The organism is Methylobacter sp. (assembly GCF_030680395.1).
Classification (GTDB): domain Bacteria; phylum Pseudomonadota; class Gammaproteobacteria; order Methylococcales; family Methylomonadaceae; genus Methylobacter_A.
Genome location: NZ_JAUXVR010000029.1, coordinates 133,878 through 153,202, shown reverse-complemented (window position 1 = coordinate 153,202; position 19,325 = coordinate 133,878). Strand labels below are relative to the sequence as shown.

23 protein-coding genes are annotated in these 19,325 nt (G+C 48.2%); 6 read left to right on the top strand and 17 right to left on the bottom strand.

The window, feature by feature from the left end:
• Positions 1-287: 287 nt before the first annotated feature.
• Both Q8L79_RS13140 and Q8L79_RS13135 read left to right on the top strand, forming a co-directional pair.
• Positions 288-806 (top strand): transposase, encoded by a 519-nt coding sequence (locus tag Q8L79_RS13140; protein WP_305271979.1) that lies wholly within the window; start codon positions 288-290, stop codon positions 804-806.
• Positions 807-992: 186 nt separating this feature from the next.
• A complete protein-coding gene (locus Q8L79_RS13135) occupies positions 993-1,271 on the top strand; it encodes a hypothetical protein (protein WP_305271977.1) in 279 nt (92 codons plus the stop codon).
• Positions 1,272-1,297: 26 nt separating this feature from the next.
• Here the strand turns inward: Q8L79_RS13135 and Q8L79_RS13130 are convergent, their stop codons facing one another.
• The 16 genes from Q8L79_RS13130 to Q8L79_RS13055 form a co-directional block, all read right to left on the bottom strand.
• Positions 1,298-1,459: a hypothetical protein gene (locus tag Q8L79_RS13130; protein ID WP_305271975.1), complete on the bottom strand. Its 162-nt coding sequence runs from the start codon at positions 1,457-1,459 to the stop codon at positions 1,298-1,300.
• 9 nt (positions 1,460-1,468) lie between these two features.
• Positions 1,469-1,825 (bottom strand): hypothetical protein, encoded by a 357-nt coding sequence (locus Q8L79_RS13125; protein ID WP_305271974.1) that lies wholly within the window; start codon positions 1,823-1,825, stop codon positions 1,469-1,471.
• 10 nt (positions 1,826-1,835) lie between these two features.
• Positions 1,836-3,320, bottom strand: a complete 1,485-nt coding sequence (glpK, locus tag Q8L79_RS13120; RefSeq protein WP_305271972.1) for a glycerol kinase GlpK — start codon at positions 3,318-3,320, stop codon at positions 1,836-1,838.
• Positions 3,321-3,340: 20 nt separating this feature from the next.
• Complete coding sequence (locus Q8L79_RS13115) at positions 3,341-4,891, bottom strand: AarF/ABC1/UbiB kinase family protein (protein ID WP_305271970.1); 1,551 nt, start codon at positions 4,889-4,891, stop codon at positions 3,341-3,343.
• Between the two features lie 142 nt (positions 4,892-5,033).
• Positions 5,034-6,323, bottom strand: coding sequence for a tRNA (N(6)-L-threonylcarbamoyladenosine(37)-C(2))-methylthiotransferase MtaB (mtaB, locus tag Q8L79_RS13110; RefSeq protein ID WP_305271968.1), 1,290 nt, complete (start codon positions 6,321-6,323; stop codon positions 5,034-5,036).
• A 98-nt stretch (positions 6,324-6,421) separates the two neighbouring features.
• Entirely contained in the window at positions 6,422-7,027 is a 606-nt protein-coding gene (locus tag Q8L79_RS13105; RefSeq protein WP_305271966.1) for a transposase, read from the bottom strand.
• A gap of 45 nt (positions 7,028-7,072) precedes the next feature.
• A complete protein-coding gene (locus tag Q8L79_RS13100) occupies positions 7,073-8,302 on the bottom strand; it encodes a nucleoside recognition domain-containing protein (protein ID WP_305271963.1) in 1,230 nt (409 codons plus the stop codon).
• Positions 8,303-8,452: 150 nt separating this feature from the next.
• Positions 8,453-8,695, bottom strand: a complete 243-nt coding sequence (locus tag Q8L79_RS13095) for a hypothetical protein (protein WP_305271962.1) — start codon at positions 8,693-8,695, stop codon at positions 8,453-8,455.
• Complete coding sequence (locus Q8L79_RS13090) at positions 8,692-9,423, bottom strand: type III pantothenate kinase (protein ID WP_305271960.1); 732 nt, start codon at positions 9,421-9,423, stop codon at positions 8,692-8,694. Before Q8L79_RS13090 ends, Q8L79_RS13095 begins: the two co-directional genes overlap by 4 nt.
• Positions 9,420-10,418, bottom strand: a complete 999-nt coding sequence (gene birA, locus Q8L79_RS13085) for a bifunctional biotin--[acetyl-CoA-carboxylase] ligase/biotin operon repressor BirA (protein WP_305271958.1) — start codon at positions 10,416-10,418, stop codon at positions 9,420-9,422. The genes Q8L79_RS13090 and birA overlap by 4 nt, the downstream gene beginning before the upstream one ends.
• 6 nt (positions 10,419-10,424) lie before the next feature.
• The gene (locus Q8L79_RS13080; RefSeq protein ID WP_305271957.1) at positions 10,425-11,021 is read right to left on the bottom strand and encodes a PilZ domain-containing protein; all 597 of its coding nucleotides are present in this window, start codon (positions 11,019-11,021) and stop codon (positions 10,425-10,427) included.
• A gap of 239 nt (positions 11,022-11,260) precedes the next feature.
• Positions 11,261-12,040 (bottom strand): Mut7-C RNAse domain-containing protein, encoded by a 780-nt coding sequence (locus tag Q8L79_RS13075; protein ID WP_305271955.1) that lies wholly within the window; start codon positions 12,038-12,040, stop codon positions 11,261-11,263.
• A gap of 464 nt (positions 12,041-12,504) precedes the next feature.
• Positions 12,505-12,834, bottom strand: coding sequence for an exosortase system-associated protein, TIGR04073 family (locus Q8L79_RS13070; protein ID WP_305271953.1), 330 nt, complete (start codon positions 12,832-12,834; stop codon positions 12,505-12,507).
• A gap of 152 nt (positions 12,835-12,986) precedes the next feature.
• Positions 12,987-14,723 (bottom strand): diguanylate cyclase domain-containing protein, encoded by a 1,737-nt coding sequence (locus tag Q8L79_RS13065; RefSeq protein WP_305271951.1) that lies wholly within the window; start codon positions 14,721-14,723, stop codon positions 12,987-12,989.
• Positions 14,724-15,079: 356 nt separating this feature from the next.
• Positions 15,080-16,261 carry a glycerophosphodiester phosphodiesterase family protein gene (locus tag Q8L79_RS13060; RefSeq protein WP_305271949.1) on the bottom strand — a complete coding sequence of 394 codons (1,182 nt, stop codon included), beginning with the start codon at positions 16,259-16,261 and terminating at the stop codon, positions 15,080-15,082.
• Positions 16,262-16,535: 274 nt separating this feature from the next.
• Positions 16,536-16,868 (bottom strand): DUF2956 domain-containing protein, encoded by a 333-nt coding sequence (locus Q8L79_RS13055; RefSeq protein ID WP_305271947.1) that lies wholly within the window; start codon positions 16,866-16,868, stop codon positions 16,536-16,538.
• 285 nt (positions 16,869-17,153) lie between these two features.
• Here Q8L79_RS13055 and Q8L79_RS13050 point away from each other — a divergent pair, with 285 nt between their 5' ends.
• The 4 genes from Q8L79_RS13050 (at position 17,154) to Q8L79_RS13040 (ending at position 18,361) form a co-directional block, all read left to right on the top strand.
• Positions 17,154-17,354: a cold-shock protein gene (locus tag Q8L79_RS13050; protein WP_305271993.1), complete on the top strand. Its 201-nt coding sequence runs from the start codon at positions 17,154-17,156 to the stop codon at positions 17,352-17,354.
• Between the two features lie 395 nt (positions 17,355-17,749).
• On the top strand, positions 17,750-18,016 hold the full coding sequence (locus Q8L79_RS20140; RefSeq protein WP_370869967.1) for a BRO family protein: 267 nt from the start codon (positions 17,750-17,752) through the stop codon (positions 18,014-18,016).
• Positions 17,929-18,177 (top strand): hypothetical protein, encoded by a 249-nt coding sequence (locus Q8L79_RS13045; protein WP_305271946.1) that lies wholly within the window; start codon positions 17,929-17,931, stop codon positions 18,175-18,177. Before Q8L79_RS20140 ends, Q8L79_RS13045 begins: the two co-directional genes overlap by 88 nt.
• Positions 18,170-18,361, top strand: coding sequence for a hypothetical protein (locus Q8L79_RS13040; RefSeq protein WP_305271944.1), 192 nt, complete (start codon positions 18,170-18,172; stop codon positions 18,359-18,361). Before Q8L79_RS13045 ends, Q8L79_RS13040 begins: the two co-directional genes overlap by 8 nt.
• Positions 18,362-18,639: 278 nt before the next feature.
• On the opposite strand, the gene Q8L79_RS13035 is transcribed toward Q8L79_RS13040, so the two are convergent.
• Positions 18,640-19,227 (bottom strand): nucleoside triphosphate pyrophosphatase, encoded by a 588-nt coding sequence (locus tag Q8L79_RS13035; RefSeq protein WP_305271942.1) that lies wholly within the window; start codon positions 19,225-19,227, stop codon positions 18,640-18,642.
• Between the last annotated feature and the right edge of the window lie 98 nt (positions 19,228-19,325).

Below are 19,325 nucleotides of genomic sequence, written 5' to 3'. Positions count from 1 at the left end.
GTGGGGAGCCTATCTACGAACAAGCTCAGAGCTTAAGGCCGGATCGGCTTCCCCAGAAAATCACTTATCACTATAAACTTTTTTGTGTCACATAATCCTGTGTTTTAGAGATGTATTTAATATACAAGGCCGGAATAAGCCGGTTCAAGCGGCAGCGAGAACTGGTGTTTCCGGCAAACACCTCCCAAACTCGCCGGAAACGCCACCTCGCGCTACGCGCCCTTCGGCTTTGCTCAGGAGAGCCTTGGATGGCCTTATTCCGGCCTACTCTGTTTTGAGAACTACCCATGAGCGATTATCGACGCTTATATATTCCCGGCGGAACCTATTTCTTTACCTTGGTCACTTACCGCCGCCAACCGGTATTCGCCGACGCCGAACGGGTGGAGCAACTCCGCCGGTCTTTTCGGGAGGTCAAAACAAAACGCCCTTTCGACCTGCTGGCGGCGGTGGCTTTGCCGGATCATCTGCATTGCCTGTGGCGCTTACCGGAAGGCGATGCCGTTTTTTCCACCCGTTGGCAAATGGTGAAGACCATCTTTTCACGACATGTTCCCGCTCAAACCCGAAAAGGCGGCGCAAAAACCGTTTGGCAGCCGCGTTTCTATGATCATTGCATCCGAGACGAAAACGACTTTCACAAACATTTGGATTATATCCATTACAACCCGGTCAAACATGGCTTGGCGACCGCGCCCGGCGAATGGCCGCATAGCTCTTTTACGCGTTTTGTCGCGCTGGGTTGGTATCCGTACAATTGGTGTGAAATGGCGTCTCCCAATATAGAAGACATAGAACTCGAATAGCCGGAAACGCCGATTCTCGCTGCCGCTCGAACCGGCTTATTCCGGCCTACGTTAATTATTTGAATATCGGTCTGTAGTAAATGCTGCAACTGATGTTTCCGCCTCCACCTAAAACCTTGCGCTTGAGCAGCAGAAAGCAATTTGATACTGTGACGCTACCGCTAACATAACTTAAGGCATTTCATCATGATAGGCACCATTACCGCGTTACTGATCTCTTACTGGTTCTATAAGAGCGCCGAAGCGACCGGAAAAAATCCGCTTTCCTCGTCTATGGTGGGCTTTCTGTCCTATCTGATCCCCGGCGTTGTTTGGACTTTTGCCATAACCCCAGGGATACGCGATGCGGTTGAACATAATCCCGGCACATTGTCCGGCTTGTTCGTCAATTACGCCTATATCCTGGTTGGCGTTGCCTGCGCTATCGGGGTCAAATTCATGCATTTTAAGCAGGCTGAATCGTAAGCGCTGTAAGGCGTGGGCGTTACCAATCAGACCTTCCAGGTTTTACGACTGCCATGGATGGCGGAAGTGCTGGAGCCGCCGGGAGCGGCTCCAGTAAAAATCAGGAAGGTCTGCCTGTCGGCATGCATCTCGTCTAACGCCAGGCAAGGGACTGGCGGAATGACGACATCCCGCAGATACTTATGCATAACAATAAGTTACAGTTTTTGTCTCAGCAAGCGCCTTTGTTTCGGCAACACACCTAAATAATACATCGCAAGAAACACAACACCGATACTGAAAAATACTTTAGCAAAAGGCCTAAGGCTGTCGTCAAAAAAGAACTCCCCGATCATCCAAACCGCATTGCCGCATATCCAGCTACTGACGGCTAGATTATGAAACAGATTGGCAGTATTTTTTCGTCCGAGCCAGGTAATGTGAAAAGCCGCTGCAATCGTCGGCACGATCATGAAAATGCCTTCAAGCCTCCATTCCATCAACCAACAGGTATCTTTTAAAAGCCATAACACAATATGAAAATTCTCATATTCGCGAAGTTTTGTCTCACTCATCCAGCAAACCTTATTCAGCCCAGTTTTTTGCTCTAGCCACGGCTTTAAGCCAATGTCGCTTTAACGATTTAACTTCCAACGGCGGCATTTGTTCATGAAATGACCGATCAATCCGCCATTTCTGATTGAGTTCGTCGATAGTCCATAATCCAATGGCAATACCGGCAAGATAAGCCGCACCCAAAGCCGTGGTTTCAAGATTCGCGGGACGGACAACGTCAACAGCCGAGATGTCGGCCTGAAATTGCGCCAGCATATTATTGACCGCCGCGCCGCCATCCATTCTTAGCTGGGTAATCGCTGTACCGCTTTCTGCTGAAAGTAGCTGTAATACCTCATCAACCTGAAAACAAATACTCTCCAGTGCCGCTCGGGTAATATGCGCCGAGGTTGTGCCGCGCGTGATGCCGAAGATCGAACCGCGCGCATGCGGGTCCCAGTGCGGCGCGCCGAGACCGGTCAGTGCGGGCACGAAATAAACTCCGCCATTATCGTCAACGCTAGCGGCCAGCCGTTCGCTATCCGCTGCTTGCTCGAACAAACCCAAGCCGTCGCGCAACCATTGAATGACCGCGCCTCCGACAAACACGCCGCCTTCAAGCGCATAATGGATTTGATCGCCGATTTGCCAGGCAATCGTAGTTAATAGTCCGTGATTCGAAGCAACCCTTTGCGATCCGGTATTCATCATTAAAAACGAACCGGTGCCATAGGTGCATTTAGCCATCCCGACATTGATGCACAGTTGACCGAATAGCCCCGCCTGCTGATCGCCGGCAATGGCGGCAATAGGAATCCCCGCCCCTATGTCAGAATTACGTGTTTGCCCGTAAATCTCGCTGGACGATTTAACGACCGGCAGCAAGGATGCAGGTATGCCGAATAACCCCAATAACTCATCGTCCCATTGCATCGTATCAATGTTAAACAACAAGGTTCGGGCGGCATTGGAAACATCGGTAATGTGCAGTTCGCCGTTGGTCAGCTTCCAGACCAGCCATGAGTCTATGGTTCCGAATGCCAATTCCCCGCGCTCGGCTTTTTCCCGCGCACCCTCGACATGATCCAGCAGCCAGCTGATTTTTGTCGCCGAAAAATAAGCATCGAGCAGCAGGCCGGTTTTGGCCTTAACCATCGCTTCCGCTCCGGCTTGTTTCAGACGGATACAGTCCTCAGCCGTGCGCCTGTCCTGCCATACGATGGCGTTATAAATCGGTTTGCCGGTGCTGCGCTCCCAGATGACCGTAGTCTCGCGTTGGTTAGTGATGCCGATTCCGGCAATATCATGCGGCCGAAGCTGGGCGTCCTGCATCACTTGCTGAAAAACCCCGGCTTGCGATGCCCATATTTCTTCGGCATCATGCTCGACCCAGCCGGGATACGGAAAGTGTTGCGTAAACGCCTGCTGTGCCATCGCAACCGGGTTAGCCCGCTGATCATAAAGAACACAACGCGAACTGCTGGTGCCTTGATCTATCGCCAAAATATAACGCATCGTTTTCACCTTGAGTTACCTTACTCCAGCCATACCCTATAAGTTTTCCTACCGTCTTCAAAAACAAACAGTTGCTGGGGGATAATGCCGTTGGCGCGGATAGACTCGCCCAACTGTTTGAGGTCGATTGTTCCCGAACTTATGATGCGCGCCAAGACATCTTCAGGAATAAGATGCTCCAAATCCAGCACCGCTTCGGCGGGCATTTTAACCGAAACACGCTGCTCGCCGCTTTCGGTGACGCGCACGCAGAGCAGAGTTGCTTGTTGATCAAAGCCCAACGCAATAACTGTCGGCTCATGCTTAATTGCAGGCAGTTCATACGCCATGGCCTGCTGAATGAGTTCAGGACCGACCGCTTGTCGCAGCAACGTCCACCACGGCAACTTGACATCCAACTGTTGCAATTGCTGGATTAGCCCCTGAAAAGCGCGCATCAGTAAAAACAGGTCGGAAGGTCCGGCCGACCTAAACCACCAGCGATAATCGCCCAGCAGATCGTTAACTCCCTGACCTAGCTGCCACTCCTCGGGATTAAACGCATGGTTTAATAAAAAAGGCCGGAATAATATCTGGCATAAGGCGGGCAAGGAACCGCTGATGGGCGTCAGTTTTTTGCTGTCGAAACCCAGCGCCGCAAAGCAGTCCAAAGGCTTGACAGGGCTACGCTCGCGGCAACCGACGATCAACTTGAGCAGCGCCAGCCTGCGTGGTTCGGCAATGCTAATGGTGCAGCCGTAGTCGAGCAATGTGACTAGCGCTAGGCCGTTTTCGTCGTGGCTGTAAAAGACGTTGCCGGGATGCGGGTCGCCATGCACTTCGCCTGCAACAAACAAGCTTTTAAACAGCGTCATCATCAGCGTTTGGCCGATAGCCAGACGATCCTGCTCCGACCAGTCACTGACCTTGTAAATTAACACACCCTCCGCCCTGCTTTGCACCAGCACGCGTTCGCTGCATAAATCCTTATACACATCGGGAACCTTCAGTCCCGGAACGTGGACGGTGCGGCCGAAATAGTCCTGCCTTTGAGCTTCCGAACGGTAATCAAGCTCGCGGTGCATGTTGTCGCGCAGGCTTTTTTTATAAGCGTCAAGATCAAAACCCCAGCGGTTGACTGGCCCTACACCGGGCATCAAACCGACTAGGCGCAATTCGGCATCGACCGCATCGGCAATATCGGGATAACGGATTTTTACCGCGACCTTGTCGCCGTTTTTAAGTTCGGCGAGATGCACTTGTCCGAGAGAGGCCGCCGCGATGGCTTTATCAATGGAACGGAAAACAGTTTTTACTTTTTGCCCGAGTTCCATTTCAAGCTGTGGGATCATTGCTTTTAACGGCAAAGGCTCTATGCCTTCGACAAGTTCCTGAAAGGGGGTCGTGCCGTCGTTACCCGCAAACAACTGACCGATTTTCATGGTGATGCCGCGCGCGTCGGCAAACAACCCGGCAATCGCCTGTTTGGCGAGCAGGCGCTCGGTTTCGTTCTGAGTGCGTTGCAGCTTTTTGGCAGCCAGCCCGATACGGAAAAATTGCAGGGCGCGTTTTGCTGTGTTGAGTATAGCCATGTTAATCAAGTTACTCCATAAGCTTGCGCCGAAGATAGTTATGGTTGAATGCTGTGGGCGCTAATTTATTAAATCATTAACTTAATGGCAGTAACTCAAAGAATAGGTGCGAGGAATAATCGCCTAAAAACCGCACTCTTAATCACACCACAAGCTCCCCGACAACACAGCTATCACCAACCGCTGTTACCACACAGTTAAGCGTCTGATTCTCCACCGACATGTCGCTGCCAATCACACTTCCAACCCGAAGATAATTCGGCGTATAACCGAACACCCGTTGTTTATCATCTGCCAACGCTTCGCTGTAGCCTTCCCATAACACCGGAAATTCATTGCCTACGTTATCGGCAAAAAACTTCAGTTTCATCTCCTCAGCCAACTCATGCAACTGCCTGCTGCGCTGTTTTTTGATGTCGTTGCTTAATTGATCTGGCAGGCTTGCGGCTTTGGTGCCCTCACGACTGGAGTAGGTGAAGATATGGATATGACCGAAACCGGTTTGCTTAATGAAGTCAAAACTATCTTGCCATTCCTGCTCGGTTTCGCCGGGAAAGCCGACGATAATATCGGTGGTAATATTAAAGTGCGGGATTTGCGCCCTCAGTTGTTTAACGATGACCGCGAATTCCTCGGTTTTACAACGCCTCGCCATACGACGCAGCACGGTGTCCGAGCCGCTTTGTAAAGGCAGGTGTAAATGCGGCATCAGACGCGAATTGCTGAACAGCTCGAAAAAATCGTCCGGCAGTTCCCAAGGTTCCAGCGAGCCTAATCTGAGTCGCGGGATGTCGGTTTCCACCAAAATAGCTTTGATCAAATCGGACAAGTTGTTACCCAGATCGCTGCCGTAACCGCCTAAATGCACGCCGGTCAAAATGACTTCAGTGATGCCTTGCTGGTGCAGGGCATTGATTTCGTCGATGACCGTCTGCACGGGACGGCTGCTTTCTTCACCGCGCGCGACGGTAACGATGCAAAACGTGCAACGGTAACGGCAACCGTCCTGCACTTTAACGAAAGCACGCTGCCTGCCGCGCGTGAACAGCGATATTTCCCCCGGCTCGGTGGACAGGACCGGCATGCTGTCCATGTTCAATTCAGTCAGGGTTTTTTCGACCAGACGGTCCTTATCCTTGTTGCTGACCACCAGATCAACGCCCAATAAAGACGCGGCCTCATCCTCATTCAAGGTCGCGTAGCAGCCGCTGACCACAAGTTTGGCTTGCGGATTATCGCGATGAATGCGGCGTATCAGCTGGCGCGATTTTCTGGCCGCATCCTGGGTCACCGCGCAGGAATTGATCACGATAAGATGGGCGGCTTCGGCTTGTTTGGTGATTTGGTGGCCGGATTTTTGAAAAGCCTGCGCCCAGGTTTCCAGTTCGGCTTCGTTAAGACGGCAGCCTAGGGTTTTAAGATGAACTTTCATGAGAGATAGTGGTAAAAAAACAGGTGCCTTCTGGCGAGGTAAATTAAACAGATTTACGCATAGCATTTTTGCATACTTTCTGCATTAAGGATTAACGCCTATACATGGTATTTATCTTCCAACCATCGTAAAGGGTTATTCTGAATATATTCAGATATTTTTAAATATGATTCTTCATTACGAATAACATGTTCATGATAACGTGGTTGCCAGGAAAACTTAGTATAAGTTTTCCTCATTTCAAAAGTGCATCTACCCTTATACCAGTGTATAAAACGAGGCAAATTCTCATGCAGCATTGGATTATTATTCCCCGTAATCCCGCCACCAGTAGAGACGGGATTTATCGCGTCTCTATTTATCGCATCTATTGTAATCGCGTCTGTATTATCAGTATTTTCGGCGCCATTTGAGACGCGATAAATCGCGTCTCTACGGATATTAATAATTCCATGTACGTGATTCGGCATAACAATAAAATGGTCTAAAACGACAAATGGAAATTTATTTTCTATTTCCAGCCAATATTTATTCGCCAGCTGCCCTAAATCTGACAAGTGCATTTGCCCTTCTTGAATATTGCCGAAATACGATATTTTATTCCCTGTGCAAATAGTTACAAAATAAGGCGCGCTCGAGCCATAATCCCAGCGTTTTAATCGGGCGGAAGATATTCTATATTTGCCTTTATATCTATCAACCATAAATTAATATCCGTAGAGACGCGATAAATCGCGTCTCTACCGGAATCAACCAAAAAACCAATAAGCGACAAATATGGATGCAACAATGCCCGCAAAGTCGGCTATTATCCCACACGCGGCGGCATGACGAATATGTTTGATGCCGACCGAGCCGAAGTAAATCGCCAGCACATAAAAGGTGGTTTCGGTGCTGCCTTGCACAATCGACGATAAGCGTCCGGCAAACGAATCCGCGCCCATGGTTTTCATGGTATCAATCATCATCGCCCTGGCCCCGCTGCCGCTGAACGGCTTTATCAATGCGGTAGGCAGGGCATCGACAAAACGGTCGTCGAGCATGAAGTAATGCACGACGTAACGCGCCAAATCGGCCAGTAAATCCAACGCGCCGCTGGCCCTGAATACGCCGATCGCAACCAGCATCGCGACCAGATAAGGAATGATGGTGGTGGCGGTATGAAAGCCTTCCTTAGCGCCTTCAATAAAGGCGTCATAGGCATTAATCTCCTTGTTGATCGCGCCGAGAATAAAAGTAATGACCAGCGAGAACAGGATGAAATTGCTGATAATCGCGGATTGCTCAAGCATCTGCTGTTGCGGTAAGCTGGAAAAATACGCCAGTATGCCGCCGACTACCAGCGTAAAACCGCCGAGATAGGCCACGATCACCTTATCCAGCAGGTTGATTTTTTGCACGAAGGCGACGGCAAGCAAACCTGCCAGCGTCGACATATACGTGGCTATCAGGATCGGGATGAATACGTCGGTCGGATTGGCTGCCCCCAATTGGGCGCGGTAGGTGAAAATCGTTACCGGAAACAGCGTAACGCCCGAGGTGTTGATCACCAGAAACAGGATTTGCGCGTTGCTGGCGGTTTCGGGGTTAGGGTTAAGCGTTTGCAGTTCCTGCATGGCTTTGATGCCCAACGGCGTTGCGGCATTGTCCAGGCCCAGCGCATTGGCGGAAATATTCATCACGATAGCGCCCAAGGCGGGATGGCCTTTGGGCACATCGGGCATTAACCGGCTGAATAACGGCGTGAGGCTTTGGGTTAATAACAGGATAAAACCGCTTTTTTCGCCGATGCGCATAATGCCCAACCATAAGGCCAACACACCGGTCAGTCCCAGGGATATTTCAAAAGCCGATTTCGACAACGCAAACATGGCTTCCATGATTTGCGCAAAAACCTGTTGGTCGCCCAAGAAAACCAGCTTGAACAGCGCGGTGCAAAAGGCGGCGAGGAAAAAGCTGATCCAGATAATGTTTAGCACGATAGATTTATTAAGTTTAGACCGTTGGGTTAGGCATGTCTTACGCGGGTTCCCAATCTCAAGATTGATAACCCCGAAGGCGAAGCTGGAGCTTGGAAATTAGCAAACACTACGAAGACATCACTAACTGCACAAAAGAAGAGCAGTTGCCTAAAAGTCTGCAAGAACGAGTTGTTCAGTCAATAAATTATCGGACCGGGGATCCAAGCCCGGCGGGTATAATGATCTAAATTCAACATTCACTACGTCGTGTTTCAATTCACTGACCAATACCATCGGCTCCCGAAGCGGTTGTTGGGAGGTTTTGACATTCAGCTCAAACCCACCTTGTCTGAACTCCCACATAAACAGCACAACATTAGCCAATGCCGCCAGAAGAAACAAAATCTTCATGCATGTCCTTCCAGAACACACAGTAATCCTCGCAACACCACATCCGGATCAACAATGGATGCAACACCAAGCTGTCCGGCGATAAGCGCGGCATCTCCGCCAGTTAAAATCAGTTGCGTATTTTCAGATTGTTTTGCCAGCACATGCTCGATCAAGCCGATAGCTGCGGTTAAGGTGCCGCTGTAGATTGCGGCCTCGGTGAAGTTGGCCAGACCGAATGCGTAGCTTGCTTCACTAACAGACAGTGCCTCTGTCCCTTGACCCAAGGATTTCTTCATCAGCGTCAAGCCGGGGCTAATCAGGCCACCTTGATGCCTGCCATCGGCATCGATTAAATCCACGGTAATTGCCGTTCCGCAATCGACTATACAGGCCTGAGCTTGATATTGCTGCCAAACGGCAACTAATGATAACCAGCGGTCAACGCCCAGTTTTTCCGGCTGTTGATAAGCGTTAATTACGCCAAATGCCTGCGTTTGAGGTTTAACCAGGATAACATCCACATCAAGCCAAAGCTCAAAGGCTACCGACTGGACAAGTTCGAGCAAGCGGTTTGCGCTCACGCAGGAAACAGCAAGCCGTCTGGGCGGGCGGATGCCTTTCCATAGATCAATAAGTTCATGCCGATTAATCCGGGTATTAAGCAGGGACTGACCGGTAATGATTTGACCGCCTTTCGTAATTCCCCACTTTAGACGGGTATTACCCATATCAATCAACAAATTCATTGCAGTGCCGAACCATTAAAACTGACTTCGCCGGAGGCAAAGGTCTGCACACGGCCATCCGGGCGTTCAATCAATAACATGCCGTTATCGTCGATGCCTCGCACTATGCCTTCAAATTGTTGCTGACCGATAAACAAGGTCGCAGATTTTCCGGTCAGACAATCGTAGGAGCGCCATTCGTCGAGATAGACTTTAATGCCGACACCTTCATACTCGGCAATAACCGGCAGCAGATGATTTAACAGAGTGCCTGCCAATTTATTCCTGAACAGTTGGTTTTGCCCGGTAATTTTTCTTAAATCGGTCCAGGCTTGAGTGATGCTTTCGGCTTGGGTTTCCGGCAAGAATAAATTCAAGCCCAAACCAATAACGGCGCTGCACGGGCCGTCAGTCTCGCCAGAGACTTCAACCAGAATACCGCCCAGTTTTTTACCCTGACTATAAATGTCATTAGGCCACTTGAGGCCAATATCATGGATTTGATGCTGTTTTAAAGCCCTGATCACGGCCACACCGATAGCCAGACTTAAGCCTGAAATGGCGGCAGGTCCCTGCTGAAAGCGCCAGAGTATCGACAAATAAATATTGCTCCCGTAAGGCGAAACCCATTGCCGCCCTCGCCTGCCTTTTCCGGCTGTTTGATACTCCGCAAAACACACAGAGCCTGAAAGCGCATTATTTTGTGAGCGTTCCACTAAATAGCGGTTGGTGGAATCGATTTGATCATGAATTTCAAACGATGAAATTAATGCGCCGACCCGGTCGTTAACAACGGCATTGATTTTTGGCGCTTCCAACAACTCCAGCGAGTGATCCAGCCGGTAGCCTTTACCGCTGACTGCCGAGTGTTGCAAGCCTAATTCGACCAAGCCATTCAGCTGTTTCCAGACCGCTGAACGACTGATGCCCAGCGCATCGGCCAATTCAGTGCCGGAATGAAACGCTCCGTCCGCCAAGAGAGTAAGGATTTTTTTTTGCTTATCTGAAATGTTCACAACGGCTCAAGCTTTATCGCCAACCTGTTTTTTATCCCTGATCTGTTGCAATTGCTCCTTTACTACATACTTAATCAACATTTCCCGATCCTCATCTTTCATATTAATAAAATTAACACCGACAAAATAAGGATACTGATTATCGTCTGATTGGCTATTTTTACAATAAACAACCCTGCCGTAAGTCACGATGACCGTCATACATGATATCAGCAGTATTTTGATTTCCAGATAATCGCTTTCTTTAAGCGCTTCCTCACAATTAAAAGCGATGCCGGTTGCACTCATGTTAACGTTACGGGTATCGTTTTCCTTAAATTGAAAGCCCTGCATCGTAATAGCCTGGGCAAGAAGATCGATTTTTCTGTCAATTAACCTTAAGTAATCCGCTACGTCCGGCAGGTTTTTATCCAGCCTGTGCAATAACAGCATCGATTCCTGCGATACCATTTCAAGTGCGGTAGACAATGAACAGCTATTCAAAATACTGTCGGAAACATGGTGCGGCGGTTCGTTCACCCGTTTTTCATCTATTTTTTTGTAAAACAGATTAACTTCATCATCAATTCGAAAAAAACCTCTTCGATCTTCAGCTTTCGTCATTTTGATCTCATCCACTAATCTGCAACCTCTAAATTTTTTATTGCCATGATTTAGCCCCAATAACGTTTTTTATTCAATCCAAGGCCGATCCGTCTATCCGAGACAAATCCTTTTTCATCTTACAAAATTGATCCGGAAAAAACTTGCGCGGTTGTGACTGACATTTGACGTTTTTAAGAGGTTTTATATGCACGGTCCCCCTCCCCGCAGTTTGTCAAATTATACGTTAAACAGTTTGATTATTTTATTTTTTGGCTTAATCGTTTAACGCCAGGATAATCCAAGTCGGCCAAGCGTTGCAGCATGTTCTCCATGTGCGAGCCTTGCCAATAGATCCGCCGGCAATCGACGCACTGGTAAAAATCCTCATAGTAGAGCCTCGTCTTGGGTTCGAGACGATCCCAAATATCCGCTTTGGCGACCGGTGCTAACACACCGTTGCACATCAAGCATCGGACGAAAGGATGAATCAAGCCGTACAGGTCGAAGCGGCGCAGGACTTCATCGACTTGGGCTTCTACGTCGGTCGCACGCACCCAGTAGCCGTGGTTGATTTGTTTGATATACAAAAGACGACGATCCCGGGTCAGCACGATACGCCGCTCGTTGACTGAGATATTAACTATATCGGCATCCCTATAGTCGTTGCGATAGAGACTGTCGAAACCCAACAAACGCATGCGTTTGGCGAGTTTGCCCAGATTCACGTCCAGGATGAAGCGGGGATTGCGCAAGGGTTTTTCGCGTAACCTGACCAAAGATGAGATATCCAACGCTTCGAAAACAGGGTAGACCGCGACACGATCGCCAGCTTGCAGTTGATAGTCGAAGCCCACCGACTGACCATTGACAACAATCAGGTCCACCTCGGTGTGAGGCACACCGAAAACTTCAATGGGGTCCTTGATTCCCGGATGGCCGCTGAAACGATAGCGTATCGTGCGCTTGCGTTGCTCCGGTGGAAGAAAATCGTTCAGTTCCTCGTAGAAACGAAATTCAGCTGTGTGTTGTGGTTTCATATTGTCCGCCTGTCGATGACAGCCATTTGGCAAACAGTAGAAAATTCACGCTCATAAGTCAATTTTCTGAATTTTACCTCGTTTAAATCGAAATTATTTAAGATCAGACCCTGAGGTATCCCCATAAAATAATCTTATAAAACAACAGGTTTTTGATATTTTGCGCATTCAATATATACAACATAGCCGAACAGTCGTCATGCTGGCAGGGATGCCAGTATCCAGTCACAAGGATGTGAAACTTTAAAATACCACTCGCTTTTATTAAGCACCCGGAAAGTCACCAAAGTTACCATCCATGGCACTGGATTCCGGCATCCCTGCCGGAACGACGAGTTTGGGAAATTTGTGGGGATACCTCAGGATCAGACTCAATTGATATGGGCATGAACCAACGCACATCAACTGCAATCAATCGAGTCTAAACCCTCTGACTTGTTACATTTTGGTTTTCCTAAAGGGGTTTATTCAAAATAACCCCACGGGTACTCGGGAGTTAAAATGGGCTGAAAGTGTGCCGGAACAGGAAAAGGCGCGGAAAGAAATTCGTAAACCCCAACCAGTTCACGGGTTACAGTCATGCCCAAGCCGGTAGCAAGACCGATAGGAAAACCAATCGCCCCTCGAGCCTTGGTCTCCTTAACGATATTACCCGGTATTTCAAGAAAACCGCAGGTCATTCCGGCCAAACCTCTGCCTAATTTCTGCGCCGCTGTATGCGCATAAGCATTGGGAAATGAAAATAGTGCTAAAACCGTAAAAGCTGCCAATATATAAATACGTAACTTTTTCATGTGCTACTCTCCATTTATTTTTCTTAAATGAAAATCATATCTTAATCGATGATAAAAATACTAATAATTGAATTTTTGCTGTTCAGTTTTAATGCTGTGAACTGGTAACTATTCGACGCTGATTGACAGCGTAAAGCGCAACATTGATAGACCTATATCAACCCATTGCTGTTACTCAAATCTTTCAAATCTTTCAAATCATAGAGCCTAACCAAATTACGTCCCGCGTCTTTTGCTTGGTACATCGCGTCATCAGCCCGCTTGAGAATGTCGTCTTGACTGATTTCATGGTTGATGAATACGACTACCCCGATACTTGCGGAACATTTATGCTCAACGGTGATATCGGTATCTTTGATGGTTTTGTTGATGATCAATCGATAGTGTGCAGACAAGACGTTACGGATCTTTTCAGCGACCATGCTTGCCTGAGAAGTTGATTGTGATTCATCGGTACTCAGTTCACTCAGCAACACTACAAACTCATCGCCACCGAAACGTGCGACAGTATCCACTTCACGTACGCAAGCCTTTAACCGATTAGCTACCTCGACTAACAGCAAGTCCCCCGCCGGATGTCCGTGAACATCATTGAGCGGTTTGAAGTTGTCAAGATCAAGCATCATTAACGCTGCATAATTACCATTGCGCTTACTGCTAACCATAGCCTGATTCAATCGATCATTGAGCAAGCGGCGGTTAGGTAAGTTCGTGAGCGTGTCATAGAACGCCAGTTGACGCACTTGGTCTTCCATCTGTTTGCGCTCAGTAATGTCGCGAATGATACCCAGCGCATGCCAGCTGTTCTTGAGCTTGAATGCTGAAATGGATAGCTCGACAGGGAACTCTTCATCACTCTTGTGCCGTGCAGTAATCTCGAATGTCTTGCCGATAACATTACCTACTCCATAACGTTGGAATCGCTCAAAACCGTCGTGTGCAGAACCGTGATAGCGCACAGGAATGAGTAAAGTGTGCAGGTTTTTGCCTATGGCTTCGTTCGCTTCGTAGCCGAATATTTTTTCAGCAGCAGGATTCCAATAAATCACCTGCTCCTCTGTACCGATTATCACAATTGCATCTTTGGCAGCGGTACTGATCAGGCGGAACTTTTCCTCGCTCTCCGTCAGCGCATTGCTCCTGTATTCCAACTCTGCAGTGCGCTGCTTGACCGTCGCTTCAAGTTGATCTTGATGCAACTGCAACTCCTTAGTGGCATGTTGTAACTTACCGATGGTGGCTTTAATATGCTTGACGAAAGGATGAAAAATCAGCACTGCTTCCAAAGCCAGCAAAAACAGCGTAACTCCCCATAATATGGTTTCTTCTTTTTGCAAGCGCTTTACCGATGCCTCCCCTTCCAGTTGGTACTGGAGCACCATCTGATCAAGAGCGGTAACTAATCTATTCGGTGCGTTTTTGGTGATGTATTGCAATAAGGGACTAGTGGTAGTTAACGCATCATCATTCAGTCGTAGTAACTCATGAACAGTCTTGATGTAGGTTTCTACTTGTAGATCCAACGCATTTGGTCCATCAAAATACATCGCATGGACAGTGGGCGACATGATTCTAGGTAACCCCATCCCGATGTCGCCGCGAGTCAAACCATGATGCGAGCGTTCCATAAGTTCGATTGCATCTGTTAGCTTGCTGCGAATCACTGATCGCTCAGCCTTGGGGGTGTTTGCCAAAAGATTCGAGAACAATGCAGTACGCTGACTGAGCATGCGTTGCCGTCCGCTCACGTTGACTACAGCCGCCGTGCTATTTTGCTCCGATATTACCAGATGCAAACTCAGCCACGCCGCCGTTGAAAGTAATGCAATTAATGATAACGCGATCATATAGCGCCAAGTCAGCGCGCGTGCTACGCTCAAATCACTCACCCAATCTGTTCCTTATAAAGCCGTTATGCCCCACCTGTCTCCGCCAACTTCAAGTGTAAATCAAAAATTACTTTAGCATTTCCAGCCAGCTTCTTCATTAAAATATTGGAAGCTATTAATCTGTTTTGATCGTGAATCGCCCGTTCCTACCCGATCTATAGCAGATAATCAAGTCAATCAACCTACCATCAGCAACATGATTAATGATGGTGATCAGGCTTGATTTTTTGTGTTTAGCGAATGTGAAATTCATTTATCATGAGCCGGGGTTATGTCAATTAATTAATAATTTTCAATAGCTTAAAACTCATGTTGACGCCGGACAAAAAATGCTTAACGGGGTTTATATGTTGTGATCAGCGGGCAGTAATTGCAGTGTCGGGGAATTCGCTGAATACACCATCCACCCCCAGCCGGAAGAACTGTAGATATTCGGCATGAGGCTCTCCCAAGTAGCTGTGTGCAAGATTTCGGTTCTCATTCCGAAAAGTGAAAGCATGGACGAACAGTCCCAGCTTATGTGCATCATTGATGAGTGGAGTGGGGTCCTGGGTGCTGGCGTCTCTCAAATCGATTTTCCCGTCACCGTTGATATCTTTCAGGTTGCCGACAGCATCCAGTTGACCTTTCACTGGAACGATATAAGGTTTCCATGGACCGATCCCATCGGCATAGGTCTTGATTTCGGCAAGCCCGGCGGGTGTCACCATGTCTCTAAAGAGCCGTTGGTCGCCGGATTTTTCCCAATCGTAGGGGCGGTGAAAAGGAGGTGCATAGGTGATGCCGCCTGTCTTGAGGTCGTAGCCACCGGCATCAATGAGTTGCACCATGCGCACTTTTAGACCCTTGGCTCGCATCTCTTTCAGGCTGCTAGGCTCAAAACTTTGCACGAAGATGGGAGCGGTTTTACTGTTCCAACCCGCAGAATGAATAGCGCTGATGAGCTTGTCCTCAAGCGGCAGACCTAGGTCGCGATGATAAGTGGGGTTCTTCGTCTCCGGGTAAACGGCAATAGAGCGCCCAAGCCTATTGCTTTCGGCTTTGACCAGGTCGATAACCTCTTGCAGGGCCACAATCTTGAACTTGCCGTTGTACTGTTGTGGACGCTCGGGGTCGGTAGCGACGACGCCTAGGGTCTTTATTTCGGCAAGCGTAAAATCATGAGCCAACCAGCCACTCTGTTTTTCACCGTCTATCGGCAAGTTCTCGCGCTTACGGCTTGCGAATTCGGGTCGATTGGCAACATCAGTGTTTATGGCCAGATTGGGGTAATGGCTGGCGATCAGTGCGCCGTCCTTGGTAGAGATCAGGTCAAGTTCGATTGCATCGGCACCAAGATCGATTGCTCTCTGATATGCCTCAAGGGTATTTTCTGGCAAGTAGCCCGAAGCACCGCGATGAGCGATCACCAGGGGTTTGTGACCGTCGAGCGTTTGTGGCGGCAGTGGAGCTATGCTGCTGCAGCTGGCAATCACCGTCAGGGCCATCAAACCGACTAGTGTAAGTGTAGTCAGAACTGTCGGATTAGTCTCGAACATGAGTGAATTTCCTCGAAAAATATATGACCAGCATCCACTTGATCTGTGGAGATCTGCTCGCGTAAAGCTTATCCTGAATTCTAGCAAAATTCGGTGGATGCTTTCTTAACTAAATGCATATAACTTTATCGGAGTTCAATGACTGCTTTTTTGGCCGATTTAAAACTGTCGTGGTCGACTGAAACTCGCTGAGGCTGCACAAATTTAAGGCTGAACCTATCCGAAATGAGAGTTACTGTCTTTTGCAAATCGCAATAACTTATACTCCTTGAATTCAAACGAGAAAGTAAATGCCCACACCCAGCCATGTCAGAAACAGTAGCAGCCAAGGAAGCCAATGCTGTCGATAAACTATTGGCTCTTGTATCTCATGATCATCCGACTCAGTCGACTGCTCCTTTTGACTTGATATTTTCTTGAGTTTTCTGTTCAAGTCTCTGGCTTTTTCTTTTTGCTGTCTTTTGTATAGATCAATTCCTTTTTGAATGCCTTGAGCAATGAGTTTGGTTTGTTCTTTGGTTTGAGCGGGGCGTTGAGTTCCTCTGGCTATTTTCAACGCTTCCTCTTGAGTTTGCTGCGATGGCTTTTGATAACTATTTTTAGTCATGACTGTATTTTGATAATGAATGCATCTCTAATTATACTGCGCGCGGTCACGGAAGCGGATAATCAAATTACCAGCATCGTATAGATAATTAAGTGTTACACATCCAAAATATACATTGACAGCACTGGCATGAGAAGTTCGTACTACATACACCCAGCTTAAAAATAAGATTTACCCTCTGCTTACCATTTCGATGTACCTTCTGTAGTTCTTTGTCCTGTTTTTCATTTTGTAACTTCCAAATTTACCAGCTAGACCCGCCTTTTAAAGGCTTTATTACTTAATATTTATAGGACTCATTATGTCTACAATTTTACTACTGGTATCGTTAAATGGTTTAATTCTGATAAAGGCTTTGGCTTTATCGAGCAGCAATCAGGCCCCGATGTTTTCGTACACTTTCAACAAATCCAAAACTCAGGCGGCTACAAATCGCTGGATGAAGGCCAAAAAGGCCCACAAGCTGAAAATGTAACGGTCATCTAAGTACCAAAATGTCTGCTGCAGCCGCATTTTGCGCTGCAGTGGGCATTAAAATTTAAGAAGAGTCATAAAAAGGCGACTTATTTTTTATGCTAGCGCTTGAACTTCTTTATAAAGGCCATCATCTATGACCTGCAAACTACTCGGGGGGCAACATGGCTTCGACGTGGGTAGCAAAACCCCCACGCGGGACGGGGTTTTGCTACCCCGTCTCAAACGTTTGATGCCGGACATATACACAATAAACATGTGGACGGGGTAACATACCCCGTCCAGCTTGGGAGAAAATTAAAAACCCTCGCCAACCCCTTTCAATTTACCGACCTCGACGTTCGCACCGCTATCGATGAGCATAACGACGTGGGTTTTGCGCCAAAGATGTCTGCGAAGCTTTAGACATTACCTGGGGCGGTCCAACCCTCGAAAACATGCCGGAAAAGTGCAAGCTCATGTTAAAACTTAACACCAGCTTCGGAGAAAAGGACACCAATTTCATCAACGAAGCCGGTCTTTATCGGCTGATCTTTCGCTCTAACAAACCCAAAGCGAACAGTTCGCAGACTGGGTTTATGAAGAAGTGCTGCCGGCGATCCGCAAGCACGGTTTTTACGGCGCCCTACCCGCCAAAGACTACATCGCCGTGGTTAAGCAGGTTTCCCAGTTAACCGATCAGCTCACCGACACCAAAAACGCCTTTACCCATCAACTGCTGGTTAAGCCCTTGCGTAACCTGTGCAACATAGCCGGTCACCCGATGCCCGATATTAAACTGATCAGCCAACAAATCGACCAGCTGGACCTATTCGCAGGTGCTGATCATGAATAGCGCACCCGAAGACGGCCTAAACAAACTGCAATACGCCATCCACGCCCTAGACGGCATCAACCACGGCATTACCGCCGCCCTGGAAACCCACAGCGCCATCACGCCGATGCAAATCTACTGCATGCTGGAGTTGGTCAGGGGTGCGCTGAACGAAAGCCTGGCTGAACTCACAGAACAAGAGTAATTCCATTTGCGCCTTGGGACGGGCGAAGTCGCCTGCTCCAAGGCCTATCATAACTTGTAAGCCTATGAACCATATGCGTTTGTATTAAACTTGGTACTAATAGTCTCAGTTTGTTAAGGGTTGTCAGATGCCTGCCCTCCTGCGAAAGACTGCAAGACGCGACATTCAAAGATTTTAGGGTATGACAGCAGTAAAACCGAAAACAGTCGTTTTACGTAAAGCTAATCGCAAATCCCTGCCGGAATGACGGGCTTGTGTATAAGGAACCGGAGTCGAAGTTAAATCACCTTGACTCCGAAGGCTTCCAGCAATCTGATCAGCTTGATTAACGGTAAACCTATCAACGCATTCGGATCGTCACCCTCGATTCGCTCAAACAAGGCAATGCCTAAACTTTCCGCTTTAAATCCGCCCGCGCAGTTAAAAGGCTCGTCAAGATCAACATAGTGTTCGATTTGCTCTCGCGATAACACTCTAAACGTTACAGCACAATGATCACAGTCAACTCGATGTTGCCCGTAACGACTGTCGTAAACACAGACGCCGGTATAAAAATGCACTGTCTTACCCGAGGCAGCTGCCAATTGCACAATCGTGTTTTCGCGGGAGCAGGGTTTGGTTAGCGGCTTGCCTTCCAGCATCGCCACTTGATCCGAGCCGATAATCAGGTGTTGCGGAAATTTAGGCGCCAGCGCTACGCTCTTTTGCAGCGATAAACGCATTGCGGTCTGCATGGGCGCTTCATCGGACAGCGGCGTCTCATCGATATCCGGGTTAGCCGTATCAAAAGTAAGACCGAGTTTTTTCAATAATTCGCGGCGGTACGGCGAACTCGATGCGAGGACCAATTTAATGGCAATAGTCATAATAATAAGTATCTAAAAATTATAGAAACCTGAACCCAATCTGACATTTCAGAAATAAGCTTCGTTAAATACGGCCAATCGTCTTGGATCGGCCGAGG

Excerpts from the sequence above, each read along its gene's own strand:
- Q8L79_RS13095 (WP_305271962.1), bottom strand. The coding sequence starts at position 8,695 with ATGAAGATTTTGTTTCTTCTGGCGGCATTGGCTAATGTTGTGCTGTTT.
- Q8L79_RS13140 (WP_305271979.1), top strand. The coding sequence starts at position 288 with ATGAGCGATTATCGACGCTTATATATTCCCGGCGGAACCTATTTCTTT.
- Q8L79_RS13130 (WP_305271975.1), bottom strand. The coding sequence starts at position 1,459 with ATGCATAAGTATCTGCGGGATGTCGTCATTCCGCCAGTCCCTTGCCTG.
- mtaB (WP_305271968.1), bottom strand. The coding sequence starts at position 6,323 with ATGAAAGTTCATCTTAAAACCCTAGGCTGCCGTCTTAACGAAGCCGAA.
- Q8L79_RS13125 (WP_305271974.1), bottom strand. The coding sequence starts at position 1,825 with ATGAGTGAGACAAAACTTCGCGAATATGAGAATTTTCATATTGTGTTA.
- Q8L79_RS13035 (WP_305271942.1), bottom strand. The coding sequence starts at position 19,227 with ATGACTATTGCCATTAAATTGGTCCTCGCATCGAGTTCGCCGTACCGC.
- Q8L79_RS13080 (WP_305271957.1), bottom strand. The coding sequence starts at position 11,021 with ATGACGAAAGCTGAAGATCGAAGAGGTTTTTTTCGAATTGATGATGAA.
- Q8L79_RS13040 (WP_305271944.1), top strand. The coding sequence starts at position 18,170 with ATGAATAGCGCACCCGAAGACGGCCTAAACAAACTGCAATACGCCATC.
- glpK (WP_305271972.1), bottom strand. The coding sequence starts at position 3,320 with ATGCGTTATATTTTGGCGATAGATCAAGGCACCAGCAGTTCGCGTTGT.
- Q8L79_RS13090 (WP_305271960.1), bottom strand. The coding sequence starts at position 9,423 with ATGAATTTGTTGATTGATATGGGTAATACCCGTCTAAAGTGGGGAATT.
- Q8L79_RS13055 (WP_305271947.1), bottom strand. The coding sequence starts at position 16,868 with ATGACTAAAAATAGTTATCAAAAGCCATCGCAGCAAACTCAAGAGGAA.
- Q8L79_RS13075 (WP_305271955.1), bottom strand. The coding sequence starts at position 12,040 with ATGAAACCACAACACACAGCTGAATTTCGTTTCTACGAGGAACTGAAC.
- Q8L79_RS13105 (WP_305271966.1), bottom strand. The coding sequence starts at position 7,027 with ATGGTTGATAGATATAAAGGCAAATATAGAATATCTTCCGCCCGATTA.
- Q8L79_RS13135 (WP_305271977.1), top strand. The coding sequence starts at position 993 with ATGATAGGCACCATTACCGCGTTACTGATCTCTTACTGGTTCTATAAG.
- Q8L79_RS13115 (WP_305271970.1), bottom strand. The coding sequence starts at position 4,891 with ATGGCTATACTCAACACAGCAAAACGCGCCCTGCAATTTTTCCGTATC.
- Q8L79_RS13070 (WP_305271953.1), bottom strand. The coding sequence starts at position 12,834 with ATGAAAAAGTTACGTATTTATATATTGGCAGCTTTTACGGTTTTAGCA.
- Q8L79_RS13060 (WP_305271949.1), bottom strand. The coding sequence starts at position 16,261 with ATGTTCGAGACTAATCCGACAGTTCTGACTACACTTACACTAGTCGGT.